We start from the raw sequence: 16189 nt of genomic DNA on the forward strand, positions 1-16189 counted from the left end.
ATAAGTAACTCCTATGTTAAAATATTGTATAGATATTTAATATTAAGGAGTTTTAAGAATATGAAAAAGTTACTCCTCGTAAACGGTCCTAACCTAAATCGCCTCGGTGTTCGTGAGGTAAATGTATATGGAAAGGGCACGCTAACGACACTTGAAGCAGATATGAAGCAAGAAGCAGAAACAATGGGAGTGGAGTTAGAATGTTTCCAATCGAATCATGAAGGTGCCATTATCGACATTATTCATGAAGCGGAAGATATATATGAAGGGATCATTTTAAATCCGGGAGCATTTACGCATTATAGCTATGCGATTCGTGATGCCATTGCGAGCATTTCGATTCCTGTTATTGAAGTACATATTTCTAACATTCATCAGCGTGAATCGTTCCGTCATGAATCTGTGACGGCAGCTGTTTGTGCAGGTCAAATTGTAGGATTTGGTTTTTATGGCTATAAGTTAGCGTTATTTGCATTAATGGAGAAATTGAGGGAGGCATAAAGTAATGGAGAAAATTGAAAGATTACGAAGTGCATTTGATGAGGCTGATATTGACGGTATTTTGTTAACAAATGAACATAGTCGTAGATATATGGCTAACTTCACAGGAACAGCAGGCGTTGTTCTTATTTCAAAAGATCGTGCTCAATTTATTACAGATTTCCGTTACGTCGAGCAGGCAAGTAAACAAGCGGTTGGATATGAGGTTGTACAGCACGCAGGATTGATCATTGATGAAGTGGCAAAGCAAGTGAAAGAGCTTGGAATTCAAAAGCTTGGTTTTGAGCAAGATACTCTTACATATAGTTCTTATTCAGTGCATAAGGAAGCGATTGATGCTGAATTTATCCCGACTTCTGGACTTGTAGAAAAGTTACGCTTGATAAAGACTGATTCAGAGATTAAGATATTAAAGGAAGCTGCACAGATTGCAGATGCTGCCTTTGAGCATATTCTATCATTCATTCGCCCGGGAGTATCTGAAATTGAAGTGTCAAATGAACTTGAATTTTTCATGAGAAAACAAGGAGCAACATCTTCTTCGTTTGATATTATCGTTGCTTCAGGTCTTCGTTCGGCATTACCGCACGGCGTGGCATCTGAAAAAGTGATAGAAACAGGAGATTTCGTTACATTAGACTTCGGCGCTTATTACAAAGGATATTGCTCTGATATTACTCGTACGATTGCAGTCGGTGAACCATCTGATAAATTAAAAGAAATTTATAATATCGTTTTAGAAGCACAACTACGTGGTGTGAACGGTATTAAAGCTGGTTTAACAGGTCGCGAGGCTGATGCGCTAACGCGTGACTACATAACGGAAAAAGGATATGGTGAATACTTTGGACACTCTACTGGTCATGGAATAGGTCTTGAAATCCATGAAGCACCAGGTTTAGCGTTCCGTTCTCATACAGTACTTGAACCAGGTATGGCTGTAACAGTAGAACCAGGTATTTATATTCCAGGTATTGGCGGCGTACGTATTGAAGATGATATCATTGTGACAAGTGAAGGTAATGAAGTAATTACGAAATCACCAAAAGAACTTATTATTTTGTAATACACAGGAGGATTTTTTTACATGATTTCAGTAAACGATTTTCGTACAGGTTTAACAATTTCAGTGGACAATGCCCTTTGGCAAGTACTTGATTTCCAACACGTAAAGCCAGGTAAAGGTGCTGCATTCGTTCGTTCTAAACTACGTAATCTTCGCACAGGTTCTGTTCAAGAGAAAACATTCCGTGCAGGTGAGAAAGTAGAAAAAGCACACATCGAAAACCGTCGTATGCAATACTTATACGCAAGCGGTGAGGCTCACGTATTTATGGATAACGGAACTTATGAGCAAATCGAACTTGGTGAAAAACAAATCGAGCGCGAGCTTAAATTCCTAAAAGAAAACATGGAAGTAGCAATCATGACTTACCAAGGCGAAGTACTTGGTGTTGAACTTCCAAACACAGTTGAATTACAAGTTACAGAAACAGAGCCTGGTATTAAAGGTGATACTGCTTCTAACGTAACAAAACCAGCTACATTAGAAACTGGTCTTGTTGTACAAGTACCAATCTTCATTAACGAAGGCGAAATGCTTATCATCAACACTGGTGAAGGTAAATACGTTTCTCGTGCATAGTAGAAAAGCACTCGTGATAATTCACGAGTGCTTTTTTTATAGGAAATAGGGTAGATAGTAAATAGCTGTTATTATAAAACTGACTAAAACAAGTGAAAGAGTACCCATAATAGATGGAGTCAAAACAATTTGAAATGGTTTTATTTCGCCAGTCTCAACGCCAGTTAATGTTTTACTTATTGCGTGATCTGTAATGTTATTTCTATGGTTACTCATAATAATTAACCACATAATTGCAAATATTGCTAAACTACCAAGGAAAAAGGTCTCTATAAATGACCAACCGACCAATAATGAAAAAAGATAAATAAGAGCTAATTCTACTACAACGGTTAAACTAACTTTCAATGCCTTCATATTTTTCCCCCTCATTCTGTAATTTCAACCAGTTTAAAAAATTTTCACGTGACACGACATGCAGAGAGCAAGGTGACTTTACTTCTTTCTCTAGTGCAGCGTGTTCGTCTGGAAACTTGTTTTCCACATGCAATGAAATATAAGGTAGTTTTTCTTGTGCTTTTAAAGAGCGGATATTATTCGTTTTAGCACCAGCAAATACGTAGGAAAGTTGTAAGTCTAAAAAGGCGATTTTAAAGATTTCTTTTTTAGCAGCCTCGTTATAGCCTTTTCCCCAGTACGGATAGCCGAGCCAACTACCAATGTGAGATTGCTTTTTCTCATTATTAATATGTTTAAGTGTGGTGAGGCCAATTATTTCATTTTCTTCATTCACAATCATTCTCGATAAGGATTTCTTTTGACGCTCTTCGTCTATTGCGAAAAGAAGAAATGTTTTCGTGTCTTCGATGTTTTCTACCGTTATCCCCAATGCATTTTTTATATGTGGATCACTTGATAGCTCGAAAATCACATTTGTATAGCATAAATCTAGTGGTAATAAAGTGACGTGCTGCATGGTTTAAACCTCTTTTAAACTAAATATACCATAATATACCATTAAATAATATGAATATTCAGATTGTAATTCGGAATTTAGAGAAAAATTATGTTTTTACTTCTGAAATAGACAACCTCTGCATATGGTTGTACAAATATATTCTTTTTTAGAATACGAAGTTAGTAACTGTTACGGGAGAAGGTGGAAGAATGAAACAGTGGCTAGCGGCAATGGAAACATCCGTGCTTGTTATGGGGGCACTTCGATTATTTTCAGGTAGTGCGGAGATATTTGCTGCTTTGCTTATGCTTTATGTGAATGATGCGAAGAAAGCGTTGTTTATAAATGGTATGTTGGCGTTTGTTGGACCTACCGTATTAATTTTAACAATGACAATTGGGATAGCGAGTGTAGCAAGTGAAATTTCTTTCTTGAAGCTCTTTTTTCTAGCGCTTGGAATTTGCTGTATTTTTATCGCATTACTGAAATAGTAAGTCGAGTATAGTGGGGAGAAGCCGATGAAAGAGGTATTAGAAGTTTTACCAAAAACGATGAAGTACTTAATTGAAGAATGTAAGCAATACGATGCTTTAGAGGAAATTCGTGTTCGAATTGGAAGGCCGCTAGAGTGTATTGCACACGGAAAGGTGTTTTTTTATGACTATATCACTACTGCAGAGGATGCTATTTACTTATTGAATAAGTTAAGTCAATTCTCAATTTATACGATGGAAGAGGAATTAAAACGTGGGTATGTGACGCTTCGCGGAGGGCATAGAATCGGGTTAGCAGGAAAAGTCATTACAGAAAAAAGCGCAGTGAAAATGATTCGTGATGTCTCTTCCTTTAATATTCGTATTGCTCGTCAAAAAATAGGGATTGCTGAACCGCTTTTGCCATATTTGTATGAAAAAAGGTGGTTAAACACGATGGTAATTGGCCCTCCCCAAACGGGTAAAACGACACTCTTAAGAGATGTAGCACGTTGCATGAGTCAAGGGGTAAGTGCTTCGGAAATTCCTTCCTGTAAAGTGGGGATCGTTGATGAACGGTCAGAAATTGCTGGTTGTGTGAAAGGGATCCCGCAATATGATTTTGGTACCCGAGTCGATGTGTTAGACGCATGTCCAAAGGCAGAAGGAATGATGATGATGATTCGTTCTATGAGTCCTGATATTTTGATCGTAGATGAAATTGGCCGTAAAGAAGATAGTGAAGCAATTATGGAGGCAGTGCATGCAGGTGTCCAGCTTTTTATAAGCGCACACGGATTTTCCTATGAGGATGTTGTGAGACGTCCATCGCTCAAGGCAGTGCTAGAGCTTGGTATATTTGATAGGTTTGTGGAGTTGTCAAAAGCGAGGGGTCCAGGAACGGTTATGCAGGTGAAAGATAAATATGGAAAATCAGTGTTATCAAATAGAAAGGCTGAGGGCGTATGGTGAAAATATTTGGTGCAGTGTTAATCGTTGCGGTCAGCACCTTTTTCGGGTTTTCGTACGCTAAAAGATACAGTGAGAGACCGAGGCAACTTAGGTTATTAAAATCAGCACTTCAATCATTAGAGGCAGAAATTATGTATGGACACACACCTTTATCTGAGGCTGCCGAGCGATTAGTTAAACAAATGCCAAAGCCATTAAATTGGATATTTCAAAGTTTCGCTAAAAAACTAGAAAGTGGAGAACAAACAGTAAGGGAAGCTTGGATAGATAGTTTGAAAGAGAATTGGAAGTTGACGGCTTTTCAACAAACCGAGTATGAAATACTGCAGCAATTTGGTGAAACGCTCGGGCAACATGATCGTGAATCACAACAAAAACATATTCGCTTATGTATTACACATTTGGAGAGAGAAGAAGAGGAAGCGAAAGCTTTACAACTGCAATACGAAAAAATGATTAAGAGCTTAGGGGTACTAGCAGGGCTACTTATTGTAATTTTACTGCTATAGGGGGGAGAAAGGCGATGTCCATTGATGTTGGATTAATATTTCAAATCGCCGGAATCGGCATTGTTTTAGCTTTCATTCATACTGTACTAAAAGAATTGAAGCGTGAGGATATTGCAAATTGGGTTATCCTTGTCGGTTTTGTCGTCATTTTATTTCATGTTGCATTTTTAATTAATACGCTATTCGACAAGATTAAAAGTGTCTTTCTCTTCCAGTAAAGGAGGCGGTTCGAATCGAAATTATACAAATTGTCGGATTAGGCCTCGTTGCTACGTTTTTAGCTGCTGTTTTGAACCAGCATAAATCTAGTATTACATCTTTATTTATTGTGTTCGTAGGTAGCGTGATGTTTCTTATTTTAATCGATCAAATTCATTCTATTTTACAAATGATTGAGAGAGTAGCGAGTGAAGCGAAAGTTAGCAACGTCTACGTGGAAACGTTACTAAAAATTATTGGAATTGCTTATATTGCCGAGTTTGGAGCTCAAATTACAAAAGATGCTGGTCAAGGTGCCATCGCTTCGAAAATTGAACTTGCTGGGAAAATCTTAATTCTCGTTATGGCAATTCCTATTTTGACGGTTGTAATTGAAACTATTCTCGGATTTTTACCGACGGGATAAGGGGGAGTGAATGTTGAGGAGGTTTGGAGCTAAGCTGCTATTTGCTTGCTTCCTTTTCTTTTCTTTACCGGTTGTTGTACAAGCTTCTCCTGTAGAAACAAACGTCGTTGATCAACAATTGGATAAGCTCGGAATTGAAGATGTGAAGCAATTTTGGGACGGGCTTGTTACAAAATATGGTGGCTATTTGCCAGAGAGTCAAAAAGGGAGTTTTATGGAGTTTGTAAAGGGAGAAAAAGAATTCTCTCTAAAAGAGTGGATGATAGGGTTATTAAAATATTTATTTCATGAGCTTGCAGCTAATGGAAAACTGCTTGGCACACTCATTATGCTCACAATCTTTAGTGCATTGTTGCAATCACTGCAATCCGCTTTTTCAAAAAGTAGTGTAAGTAAAATTGCTGATGCTGTTGTATATATGGTACTTATTATTTTTGCTTTAAATAGTTTTTATGTCGTTATGACATATGCAAGAGAAACGATACAAACAATGGTAGATTTCATATTAGCGCTATTGCCAATTTTATTGGCGCTTATAGCGACTGGTGGCGGGGTTGTATCTGTATCTTTCTTTCATCCGATTATCATTTTCTTAATGAATACAAGCGGGCTTCTTATGAATTATATCGTTCTACCGCTTTTATTACTGGCAACGATATTAAGTATTGTAAGTACAATGAGTGATCAATATAAAGTTACAAAATTGTCCAAGCTTCTGCAAAACGTTAGCGTTGGGATTATCGGTATCTTCTTAACGATTTTTTTAGGGGTATTATCTGTACAAGGAACAGCGACAGCCGTTGCTGATGGCATAGCTGTGAAAACTGCTAAATTTGTAACAGGAAACTTCATTCCAGTAGTTGGAAGGATGTTTACGGAAGCGGCAGATACTGTTATTAGCGCATCAGGATTATTGAAAAACACAGTCGGAATTATTGGGCTCGTCATTTTATGCTTAATTGTTGCTTTTCCTGCGATTCAAATTTTCTGTATTGCATTTATTTATAAATTCGCAGCAGCAGTATTACAACCGGTTGGCGGCGGAGCAATTATTCAATGTTTAGACATTATTGGAAGAAGCATCATTTACGTATTTGCTTGCTTAGCTATCGTATCATTTATGTTCTTTTTAAGTATTACAATTATTATTGCTGCGGGGAATATTACACTTATGATGCGGTAGGAGGTGAAGAGTATGCAATTTGTTACAGAGTGGATCAGAAATATTATCGTTTTTTTGCTCTTAGCGACAATGCTTCATCTTATTCTTCCAAATTCGAATTTGCAAAAATACGTTAAATTTGTTGTAAGTCTTTTGTTAGTCGTATTAATTTTAACACCCCTTTTTAAACTATTGCAGACAGATGTAAATGAAGTAATTGCAAATTTTAATGAAGAAAAGTACGTAGCAGAAGGATCTGTAAAAAATTCAATAGATTCGAAGAAAAAAGAAATACAAGCTCTAACACGTGCATATAGTTTAGAAGAGATGGCTACCAAAATGAAAAAAGAAGTAGGAAAAGAGTTTGAGAAAAAGTATGGTATGGCTGTCTCTGAAATACAAATAGTCGCAGCAGAAAATATAGAAGAAGTAAAGTCAGCGAAAGATATTCAATCTGTTGTTGTGACGTTGAAAGAAAAAGAACGTAGTAAAAATGATGCAATCGAAACAGTAAAGCCAATTGAAATTAACACGAAAGAGCCTCCAAAAAAAGTGGAAGAAACGAATGTAGAAATGAAAGATTTCTTTTCAAGCAGGTGGCAACTAGAGGGTAAACAAATCCAAGTTCAAATGGAAGGGAGGACAGGTAGAGTAAATGGACAATAAAGATAAAAATTCGAAGTTCTCATTTTTTCGAAACTTATTGAATGGGGATCAAAAAGAAAGCAACGAGAAGGGTAAAAAGGTAACACCTAAGTTTTTACTTGTCCTACTCATACTTGGAATTTTGCTTATGTTTTCTAGTAGTCTCTTTTCAAGTAAAAAAGAAGAAGTACCTGTATTTAAAGAACAAAAAACTCAAAACCAAGAAAAAGACGTACCAACTTTCGGACAAAAAAGTAATGATAGTATGTCAAATGTAGAAAAATATGAAAAAGCGTATGAACAAGAATTAAAAACTGCTTTAGAAGAAATAGCAGGAGTAAAAGACGTAACGATTAAAGTGAATTTAGATTCATCTGAAGAAAAAATTTTAGAAAAAAATACAGTGAAACGCTCACAAACAACAGGTGAAACAGATAAAACAGGCGGTAAGAGAGAAGTAGAGGACGAGTCTCTTGATGAAAAGACTGTCATTATACGTGAAGGGGATAAAGAAACTCCTGTTGTTTTACGAACAGAGAAGCCGAAAGTACGTGGTGTTCTTGTCGTAGCAAAGGGAGTGGATAATATACAAGTTAAAGCAATGGTAAAAGAAGCTGTGATAAGGCTGCTAGATGTACCGGCCCATCGCGTTTCAGTTTCACCGAAAAATTGATAGGGAGGAAATAAAGTGTTAAAAAAACAAACAGTTTGGTTATTAACGATGTTAAGTTTAGTTGTTGTACTATCTGTGTATTACGTGACAACTCCTGACAAAATGAATACAGCATCGCCAGCAACAGGTGAAAAGATTGGACAAGAAAAACAAGGTACTGATAAAGCAGTAACAAACGAAGCACCTAAAGAAACTCCGAAAAAAGAAAATACAAGCAAAGAAACAACAAATAAAGAAACAGACAAAAAAGAAAATGCAAAAAAAGAAACAAGTAAAAAAGAGGGCAATGTATCAGTTCAATCAAGTGATGAGAATTTCACAGCTTTACGTATGCAAATGGAAGATCAGCGTAGTGAACAAAAAGCAAAATTACAAGAAGTGATGAGTTCAACAAAAGCTTCAGCAACAGAAAAGAATAAAGCGAAAGAAAATTTTGATGCCATTACGACAATGGAAACGAAGCAAGAATTACTTGAGACAGTAATTAAATCTCAAGGAGGATATCCAGATGCTCTTGTAAGAGCTGATGGTACTGATATTAGAGTAACGGTTAAAGCGGCAAAACATTCACAGAAAGAAGCAAATAAAATTATTCAACTTGTAAGAAGTGAAGGCGGATCAAAAGATGTAGGTGTGAAATTTGATCCACCAGCGAAATAAGTGAAACTTTAATCCGTAGGGATTTCCCTACGGATTATTATCTTTTACTAAGCAAAGGGTATGCAAATAGTAAAAAGAGTATGTAAGTACGTGTGAATAGAAAAAAGCTATCATTTTCGATAGCTTTTTTCTATTGCGTCTTTGTAATTATTTTTACTATGTTCAGCTCGGAATGGAGAAACACGTTGTGAGTAAAAGATTAATGGTTCATGGTACTGATGATTACTTTTTCCGGATTTGACGTGGATGCAAAGAACGCATGCCCAAACGATTACAGCAGGTAAAAAGAGAATGAGCCATATCATATTTCCACACCTCGACACAATATATTTTCTACACTTTGAACATACTATTCTTATATGAAGGAATGATGAACGGTGTGTAAACAAAAAAAATATTTGGTAAAAATATGTTATTGACTATAGGTGTGGTGAAGAGGGAATGGCATGTTTGCTGTGTAACGTTTTGAAAAAGTAGTGAATGTTTTTTAAGAAGTGGTCTTGCCAATTTCGTGTGAAACTTGGTATTATTACTAGGTATTAAATTTTTATTGGAATAATATTTTTACAGGAGTTTCGATTTATTATAAAGAAATATAAATTGGAATGTTTAAAAAATTTATCGTAAGATGGAAATAGTAAATATTTCTATTAGTTAATGAAATATATTTTCTAATAGAATACATCGTATTTTTACAGTCAATCTAGTTTTCGTGACGAGAATCTGTAAAAACGGGACAAACAAGAGTATGGGAGTGGATTTTACATGTTTAAAATTCAAGAAGTTCGCGAATTAATTAAATTAATTGATAGCTCTAATATTGATGAATTTGAATACAAAAAAGACGGTACAACAATCAAAATGAAAAAGCGTGGTAATGAAGTTGTTGCTGTGCAAGCACCTGCAGCAAAACAAGCTATGCAACCAGTAGCGCCTGTTGAAGTTGAAACGAAAGTAGCAGCAGCACAAGCAGAAGCGCCAAAACAAGAAGAGAAGAAGGCTGTTCAAAATGAAAACCTACATAAAATCACATCACCGATGGTAGGTACATTCTATTCTTCTTCTTCGCCTGATACACCTCCATATGTAAGTGTTGGGGATAGAGTATCGAAAGATTCTATCGTGTGTATTGTCGAGGCTATGAAGTTATTTAACGAAATTGATGCTGATGTAGAGGGCGAAATTGTTGAAATTCTTGTTAATAACGGACAGCTTGTTGAGTATGGACAACCGCTATTTCTTGTAAAAGCGTAATAAGGGAGTCTTTGTGATGATAAAAAAAGTATTAATAGCCAATCGTGGGGAAATTGCTGTACGAATTATTCGTGCTTGTAAAGAAATGGATATTGAAACAGTTGCAATTTATTCAGAAGCAGATAAAGAGTCACTTCACGTACAGATTGCAGACGAGGCGTATTGTGTAGGACCAACGATTTCGAAAGAAAGCTATTTAAATTTGACGAACATTATTAGCGTTGCGAAGTTAACAGGCTGCGATGCTATTCATCCGGGATACGGATTTTTAGCAGAGAATGCAGATTTCGCAGAATTATGCCGTGAATGTAACTTGATTTTTATCGGTCCAAGTCCAGAAGCTATTTCAAAGATGGGCACAAAAGACGTTGCTCGTGATACAATGAAAGAAGCAGGGGTTCCGATTGTACCAGGTTCACAAGGGATTATTAAAAATACCGAAGAAGCGATCGAGCTTGCTAATCAAATTGGATATCCAGTTATTATTAAAGCGACTGCAGGTGGCGGTGGAAAAGGTATTCGTGTTGCACGCCATGAAGAAGAGCTTATAAAAGGAATTCAAATTACACAGCAAGAAGCTAGTACCGCTTTTGGGAACCCTGGTGTATACTTAGAAAAGTACGTTGAAGATTTCCGCCATGTTGAGATTCAAATAATGGCAGATACACACGGAAATGCCATTCATTTAGGAGAGCGTGATTGTACAATTCAGCGCCGTTTGCAAAAACTACTAGAAGAAAGTCCATCACCTGCACTTGATGAAGATATTCGCAAGCAGATGGGTGAAGCGGCAGTTAAAGCGGCGGTAGCGGTTGATTATACAGGTGCTGGTACGGTTGAGTTTATTTATGAATATAAAACGAAAACCTTTTATTTCATGGAGATGAATACGAGAATTCAGGTTGAGCATCCGGTTACTGAAATGGTAACGGGAATGGACTTAATTAAAGAGCAAATTCTTGTTGCTTCAGGAGAAAAGTTATCGTTACAGCAAGAAGAAGTACAATTTAATGGTTGGGCAATTGAATGTCGAATTAATGCGGAAAACCCTGCCAAAAAATTTATGCCATCTCCAGGTAAAGTAGAAATGTACTTACCACCAGGAGGATTTGGTATTCGCGTCGATTCAGCTGTATATCCGGGATATTCAATCCCACCTTTCTATGATTCGATGGTTGCTAAATTAATTGTTCACGGAAAAACACGTGAAGAGGCAATTGCAAAAATGAAGCGCGCACTTAGTGAATTTGTCATTGAAGGCGTACATACAACAATCCCGTTCCATTTGCAATTGCTAGATCATCCTGATTTTGTAAAAGGTGAGTTTAATACGAAATTTTTGGAAGAGCATGAACTTGTGACGCAGTGATACATTAAAGGAGGTTTTTTTCATGGCTGAACATATGTTAGATATGGGTCAAGATACAACTCTTGGTAAAGTAGAAATTGCACCAGAAGTAATTGAAGTAATTGCAGGTATTGCAGCTGCTGAAGTAGAAGGTGTAGCGGCAATGCGCGGTAATTTTGCTACAGATGTTGTTGAGAAGTTAGGTAAGAAAAATCATGGTAAAGGTGTAAAGGTTGAATTAGCAAACGAAGATATTATCGTTGACCTTTATGTTGTAATGTATTTTGGTGTAGCAATTCCAGTTGTTGCACAAAAGATTCAAGACAATATTCGCCAAGCACTCTTTACAATGACAGGACTTGAGCCAAAAGAAGTGAATGTTCACATCGTTGGCGTAACATTCGAAACACAAAAAACAGAAATCGAACCAGTGTAAGAATGAAAAGGTGCCTAGTAACATAGGCATCTTTTTTATCGTTTCATTTCTTCACAAATTACAACCCTCTAATTATTATACTATTTCAAAAAATAAGAAATAAACAAGAAAATGTGTCGTTTTTCCAAAAAACGTACATTGTGATAAGATATGGAACTTGAAGTTAATCTTTTTATTATTTTTCAGCCTTGTAACCCGTGTGTGAAACGATAAATTGTGTTATTATCATTGTATTATAAGGTTGGAAAATCAATGAAAACTGTAAGAGTAAGTGAATTGACGGCTTATAAATTATAATAATATAACAAAGTATAAGGAAAGACTTGAAGCATAAAGGAGAGTTACAATGAAACGTAGGACGGCTAGAGAAAGAGCAATGCAAGCATTATACCAAATGGATATTACAGGTGAATTAGAACCGAAAGTAGCAGTGGAAAACACGCTGGATGAAGGCGAAGAAACAAATGAGTTTCTAGAGTCACTTGTAGTAGGTTTTGTAGAAAATAAAGAAGCAATCGATGAAGCGATTCGTCAAAACTTAAAAAAGTGGAAGCTTGAGCGTATTAGTATTGTTGATCGCAGTATTTTACGTGTAGCTGTGTATGAAATGAAGTACATGGAAGAAATTCCACACAACGTAACAATTAACGAAGCAATTGAAATTGCAAAAACATTTGGGGATGAGGAATCTCGTCGTTTTATTAACGGCGTTTTATCTAATATAAAAGATACACTGTAAATTCTTTAAGGGGGAATCTTAAAATGGTAGCAGTAATCATCAAAGGAAATGAAGTTGCGGAGAAAAAACGAGCACAATTAACAGAAGAAGTTGTGAAGTTGAAAGAGCAAGGTATTGTACCAGGATTAGCAGTTATTTTAGTTGGAGAAGATCCAGCATCTCGTTCTTATGTGAAAGGAAAAGAAAAAGGCTGTGAACAAGTAGGGATTTACTCAGAGCTAATTGAACTTCCTGAAACAATTACTGAGGAACGTTTGCTTGCTGAAATCGATCGCTTAAATGGCGATGACCGTATTAATGGCATATTAGTGCAATTACCTTTACCAAAACATATTGAAGAAAAAGCTATCATTGAAAGAATTTCACCAGAAAAGGATGTAGACGGATTTCACCCAATCAGCGTGGGACGTATGATGACGGGACAAGATACATTCCTTCCATGTACACCGCATGGTATTGTAGAATTAGTAAAAGAAACAAATCTTGATATTTCTGGAAAACATGTAGTAGTAATTGGAAGAAGTAATATTGTCGGTAAACCAGTGGGACAATTGTTTTTAAATGAAAATGCCACTGTAACATATTGTCATTCTAAGACGCAAAATATGAAAGAGTTATCGAAGTTAGCTGATATTTTAATCGTAGCTGTTGGACGACCTAAAATGATAACAGCGGATTATATTAAAGAAGGAGCGGTTGTAATTGACGTTGGTGTTAACCGTTTAGAAACAGGAAAACTTTGTGGTGATGTTGACTTTGACAACGTGTTAGATGTTGCGGGTTACATTACACCTGTGCCAAAGGGTGTTGGTCCAATGACAATCACAATGCTTCTTCATAATACTGTTGAATCTGCCAAACGTGCAGGTGTCGTTTGTAAATAATTTGAGTCGGCTATGAGGAGAGAGAAATGGAGAAGCAATATTTAACCGTTACAGCGTTAACACGCTATATAAAAACAAAAATAGAATATGATCCGCATTTGCAGTCTGTTTGGTTAAAAGGTGAAATTTCCAACTTTAAAAATCATAGCCGTGGCCACATGTATTTTACATTGAAAGATGAAAATGCAAGAATCGCAGCGGTTATGTTTGCGGGCCATAATCGTAATATTAAATTCAAACCTGAAAATGGGATGAAGGTACTCGTGAAAGGGAAAATCTCTGTTTACGAGGCGAGTGGTTCTTATCAAATTTATATTCAAGACATGCAGCCTGACGGAGTCGGGAATTTACATTTAGCGTACGAACAGTTAAAAGTTCGTTTAGAAGAAGAAGGACTTTTTTCTCAAGTTTATAAAAAAGCGATTCCTTCTTACGCTAAAACAATAGGTGTGATTACGTCGCCAACAGGAGCAGCGATTCGTGATATTATAACAACGATTAAACGTCGTTATCCAATTGGGAATGTTATTGTATTTCCGGTACTTGTACAAGGGGAGTCAGCGGCTCCCTCGATTGTACAAGCGATTCGTACAGCGAATGAAATGGGAGAGATAGATGTACTAATCGTTGGTCGTGGTGGAGGTTCTATTGAGGAATTATGGGCTTTCAATGAGGAAATGGTTGCAAGAGCAATCTTTAAGAGTGAAATTCCTATTATTTCGGCAGTAGGCCATGAAACGGATTTTACAATCGCAGATTTTGTTGCAGATTTACGCGCGCCAACACCGACTGCAGCAGCTGAGCTGGCAGCACCTAACATTATAGAGTTACAAGAAAAGGTATTACAAAGAACTCTGAGATTGCAAAGAGCAATGAGAGAGTTAGTACATAAAAAAGAAGAAAAACTACAAGTGTTGCAAAAATCGTATGCGTTCCGTTATCCAAGACAAGTATATGAGCAAAAGGAAGAGCAATTAGATAGAGCGCTAGAACAGCTTGTTTTAGCGAAAGAGCGCTATATTGATAAAAAGGTGAATCAGTTAAAGCAACTTTCATTTTATTTAGAGAAGCACCACCCATCTCAAAAAATTATGCAAACGAAGGTAGCTGTTGAAACGTTGCAAAAGCAATTACAACGTGAAATGCAAACGTTACTTCAAACGAAAGAATTTGCCTTTGTAAGAGCTGCTCAAAAACTTGAAGCGTTAAGTCCGCTTAAAGTAATGATGAGGGGGTACGGGCTTGTATATGATGAAGAGAAGCAAGTGTTAAAAAGTGTGAAAGATGTAAGCCTTGGAGATGCTGTTTCAGTTCAATTACAAGATGGAATACTAGATTGTAGCGTATCAGGCATAGAGGAGCGTGAATTGAATAATGGAAAATAAATTAAGCTTTGAAGAGGCAATTTCGCAACTTGAGCATCTTGTTTCTAAGCTAGAACAAGGTGACGTACCTTTAGAAGAAGCGATTTCTTATTTTAAAGAAGGTATGGAATTATCTAAGTTTTGTGATGAGAAGCTGAAGAATGTACAAGAACAAATGGCAGTTATTCTTGGGGAAGATGGAGAGCTTGAACCGTTTACTGCTTTAGGAGATGAAGCATAGTGACGATTGCTTTTGATACTTTTTTGAAAGAAAGTAAAACTTTCGTAGAAGAAAAACTTGTAAGCTATGCAAATGAATTACAATGTCCAAATGTACTTCGTGAAGCGATGGCATATTCTTTGGAAGCGGGTGGAAAACGTCTCCGCCCGTTACTTTTGTTTGCAACATTACAAGCGTTTGGGAAAGAAAGAAATCTTGGAGTAGGTGCAGCTTGTGCTCTTGAAATGATTCATACATATTCATTAGTTCATGATGATTTACCTTGTATGGATGATGATGATTTAAGAAGAGGAAAGCCCACAAATCACAAAGTATTTGGTGAAGCGATGGCAGTTTTAGCTGGAGATGGCTTATTGACGTATGCTTTTCAAGTTATTATGGCATATGAGCAAAAAGAAATTTCTGCCGAAAAAAAAGTAAGACTTGTACTTGAACTTGCAAAAGCAGCAGGACCAGAAGGAATGGTTGGCGGACAAGTGGCAGATATGGAAGCTGAAGGGAAACGCCTTACGATTGATGAATTGGAGTACATCCATAAACATAAGACCGGAAAACTGCTTGAATTTGCTGTACTTGCGGGTGCGATACTTTCTGATGCGACAGAAGAGCAAGAAGAAAAGTTGCTTACGTTTGCCAAATATATCGGTCTAGCTTTCCAAATTCGAGATGATATTTTAGATGTCGAAGGAACTGAAGAAGAGATTGGAAAACCGATTGGTAGCGATCTTTCTAATGAAAAGAGCACATATACAACGTTGTTTACTGTAGATAGAGCAAAGGATATTTTAGAAGAAACAATTGCAGAAGCAAAAGGTGCGATTAGTTCCTTGCAATTACAAGATGAATATTTACTATCTATTTGTGATTTGATTGCAAAACGTAATAACTAATATAACAGCGTTTTCATTTGTTGAGTCATTCATCATTTTATGATATAAATGTAGGAAAAGGTTTTTCTTTTCTTGTTATTGGCAAAAATATATGTAGATTACATTGCCGTTATCACTTCGTGTTAGCGGCTATTTTTTTCATCGCCTAAAGAAATATGGTTTATAATAGGATTAGGGCGCAATAGACTGGTTAATAGCGGGACAAGACGAAAAATAGAAAAGAGAATTTCTTGTTTTGTGTAAATGTTTTTTATAATATTTGACATGTTG

General features: G+C 36.6%; 23 protein-coding genes. 20 read left to right on the forward strand and 3 right to left on the reverse strand.

Annotated elements, in window-relative coordinates; translation table 11 throughout:
• The first annotated feature begins 60 nt into the window (after positions 1 to 60).
• From aroQ to efp, 3 genes are read left to right on the forward strand one after another with little or no spacing between them, the layout of a single operon-like run.
• The gene (gene aroQ, locus ES895_RS02935) at positions 61 to 501 is read left to right on the forward strand and encodes a type II 3-dehydroquinate dehydratase (protein ID WP_000735147.1); all 441 of its coding nucleotides are present in this window, start codon (positions 61 to 63) and stop codon (positions 499 to 501) included.
• Positions 502 to 505: 4 nt separating this feature from the next.
• Positions 506 to 1567, forward strand: coding sequence for a Xaa-Pro dipeptidase (gene pepQ / locus ES895_RS02940; protein WP_135238156.1), 1062 nt, complete (start codon positions 506 to 508; stop codon positions 1565 to 1567).
• A 21-nt stretch (positions 1568 to 1588) separates the two neighbouring features.
• Positions 1589 to 2146 (forward strand): elongation factor P, encoded by a 558-nt coding sequence (gene efp / locus ES895_RS02945; RefSeq protein ID WP_000626516.1) that lies wholly within the window; start codon positions 1589 to 1591, stop codon positions 2144 to 2146.
• A 36-nt stretch (positions 2147 to 2182) separates the two neighbouring features.
• Here the strand turns inward: efp and ES895_RS02950 are convergent, their stop codons facing one another.
• On the reverse strand, positions 2183 to 2503 hold the full coding sequence (locus tag ES895_RS02950) for a hypothetical protein (protein ID WP_000645695.1): 321 nt from the start codon (positions 2501 to 2503) through the stop codon (positions 2183 to 2185).
• Positions 2484 to 3062, reverse strand: coding sequence for a GNAT family N-acetyltransferase (locus tag ES895_RS02955; protein ID WP_001164984.1), 579 nt, complete (start codon positions 3060 to 3062; stop codon positions 2484 to 2486). Before ES895_RS02955 ends, ES895_RS02950 begins: the two co-directional genes overlap by 20 nt.
• A 191-nt stretch (positions 3063 to 3253) precedes the next feature.
• Between ES895_RS02955 and ES895_RS02960 the strand changes: the two genes are divergently transcribed.
• The 9 genes from ES895_RS02960 to ES895_RS03000 are packed head-to-tail and all read left to right on the forward strand — an operon-like array spanning position 3254 to position 8763.
• The gene (locus ES895_RS02960; protein ID WP_000816050.1) at positions 3254 to 3535 is read left to right on the forward strand and encodes a YqhV family protein; all 282 of its coding nucleotides are present in this window, start codon (positions 3254 to 3256) and stop codon (positions 3533 to 3535) included.
• 27 nt (positions 3536 to 3562) lie between these two features.
• Positions 3563 to 4489: a stage III sporulation protein AA gene (gene spoIIIAA / locus ES895_RS02965; RefSeq protein WP_135238157.1), complete on the forward strand. Its 927-nt coding sequence runs from the start codon at positions 3563 to 3565 to the stop codon at positions 4487 to 4489.
• Complete coding sequence (spoIIIAB, locus tag ES895_RS02970) at positions 4483 to 4998, forward strand: stage III sporulation protein SpoIIIAB (protein ID WP_000238702.1); 516 nt, start codon at positions 4483 to 4485, stop codon at positions 4996 to 4998. Before spoIIIAA ends, spoIIIAB begins: the two co-directional genes overlap by 7 nt.
• 14 nt (positions 4999 to 5012) lie before the next feature.
• Entirely contained in the window at positions 5013 to 5216 is a 204-nt protein-coding gene (spoIIIAC, locus tag ES895_RS02975; protein WP_000020914.1) for a stage III sporulation protein AC, read from the forward strand.
• A gap of 23 nt (positions 5217 to 5239) precedes the next feature.
• Positions 5240 to 5623 carry a stage III sporulation protein AD gene (gene spoIIIAD, locus ES895_RS02980; RefSeq protein ID WP_077393170.1) on the forward strand — a complete coding sequence of 128 codons (384 nt, stop codon included), beginning with the start codon at positions 5240 to 5242 and terminating at the stop codon, positions 5621 to 5623.
• Between the two features lie 10 nt (positions 5624 to 5633).
• Complete coding sequence (spoIIIAE, locus tag ES895_RS02985) at positions 5634 to 6806, forward strand: stage III sporulation protein AE (protein ID WP_000946110.1); 1173 nt, start codon at positions 5634 to 5636, stop codon at positions 6804 to 6806.
• 12 nt (positions 6807 to 6818) lie between these two features.
• Positions 6819 to 7451 carry a stage III sporulation protein AF gene (gene spoIIIAF, locus ES895_RS02990; RefSeq protein WP_001161033.1) on the forward strand — a complete coding sequence of 211 codons (633 nt, stop codon included), beginning with the start codon at positions 6819 to 6821 and terminating at the stop codon, positions 7449 to 7451.
• Positions 7441 to 8103 carry a stage III sporulation protein AG gene (gene spoIIIAG / locus ES895_RS02995; protein ID WP_000368890.1) on the forward strand — a complete coding sequence of 221 codons (663 nt, stop codon included), beginning with the start codon at positions 7441 to 7443 and terminating at the stop codon, positions 8101 to 8103. Before spoIIIAF ends, spoIIIAG begins: the two co-directional genes overlap by 11 nt.
• Before the next feature lie 15 nt (positions 8104 to 8118).
• Entirely contained in the window at positions 8119 to 8763 is a 645-nt protein-coding gene (locus ES895_RS03000) for a SpoIIIAH-like family protein (RefSeq protein ID WP_000914710.1), read from the forward strand.
• Positions 8764 to 8873: 110 nt separating this feature from the next.
• On the opposite strand, the gene ES895_RS03005 is transcribed toward ES895_RS03000, so the two are convergent.
• A complete protein-coding gene (locus tag ES895_RS03005; RefSeq protein WP_002101315.1) occupies positions 8874 to 9068 on the reverse strand; it encodes a hypothetical protein in 195 nt (64 codons plus the stop codon).
• Between the two features lie 460 nt (positions 9069 to 9528).
• Here ES895_RS03005 and accB point away from each other — a divergent pair, with 460 nt between their 5' ends.
• The 8 genes from accB (at position 9529) to ispA (ending at position 15919) form a co-directional block, all read left to right on the forward strand.
• Positions 9529 to 10017 (forward strand): acetyl-CoA carboxylase biotin carboxyl carrier protein, encoded by a 489-nt coding sequence (accB, locus tag ES895_RS03010; protein WP_000472859.1) that lies wholly within the window; start codon positions 9529 to 9531, stop codon positions 10015 to 10017.
• Positions 10018 to 10033: 16 nt separating this feature from the next.
• Entirely contained in the window at positions 10034 to 11386 is a 1353-nt protein-coding gene (gene accC / locus ES895_RS03015) for an acetyl-CoA carboxylase biotin carboxylase subunit (protein WP_000592870.1), read from the forward strand.
• Positions 11387 to 11408: 22 nt separating this feature from the next.
• Complete coding sequence (locus ES895_RS03020; protein ID WP_000807630.1) at positions 11409 to 11801, forward strand: Asp23/Gls24 family envelope stress response protein; 393 nt, start codon at positions 11409 to 11411, stop codon at positions 11799 to 11801.
• Between the two features lie 346 nt (positions 11802 to 12147).
• Positions 12148 to 12540 (forward strand): N utilization substance protein NusB, encoded by a 393-nt coding sequence (nusB, locus tag ES895_RS03025; protein ID WP_000830247.1) that lies wholly within the window; start codon positions 12148 to 12150, stop codon positions 12538 to 12540.
• Positions 12541 to 12563: 23 nt separating this feature from the next.
• Positions 12564 to 13424: a bifunctional methylenetetrahydrofolate dehydrogenase/methenyltetrahydrofolate cyclohydrolase FolD gene (gene folD, locus ES895_RS03030; protein ID WP_000226732.1), complete on the forward strand. Its 861-nt coding sequence runs from the start codon at positions 12564 to 12566 to the stop codon at positions 13422 to 13424.
• Between the two features lie 26 nt (positions 13425 to 13450).
• Positions 13451 to 14809: an exodeoxyribonuclease VII large subunit gene (gene xseA / locus ES895_RS03035; protein WP_000415254.1), complete on the forward strand. Its 1359-nt coding sequence runs from the start codon at positions 13451 to 13453 to the stop codon at positions 14807 to 14809.
• On the forward strand, positions 14799 to 15029 hold the full coding sequence (gene xseB, locus ES895_RS03040) for an exodeoxyribonuclease VII small subunit (RefSeq protein WP_000428421.1): 231 nt from the start codon (positions 14799 to 14801) through the stop codon (positions 15027 to 15029). The genes xseA and xseB overlap by 11 nt, the downstream gene beginning before the upstream one ends.
• Positions 15029 to 15919 (forward strand): (2E,6E)-farnesyl diphosphate synthase, encoded by an 891-nt coding sequence (gene ispA / locus ES895_RS03045; RefSeq protein WP_000150374.1) that lies wholly within the window; start codon positions 15029 to 15031, stop codon positions 15917 to 15919. Before xseB ends, ispA begins: the two co-directional genes overlap by 1 nt.
• The last annotated feature ends 270 nt before the right edge of the window (positions 15920 to 16189 follow it).

Origin of the sequence: Bacillus sp. 007/AIA-02/001, from assembly GCF_004634455.1 — a bacterium.
Lineage (GTDB): Bacteria > Bacillota > Bacilli > Bacillales > Bacillaceae_G > Bacillus_A > Bacillus_A cereus.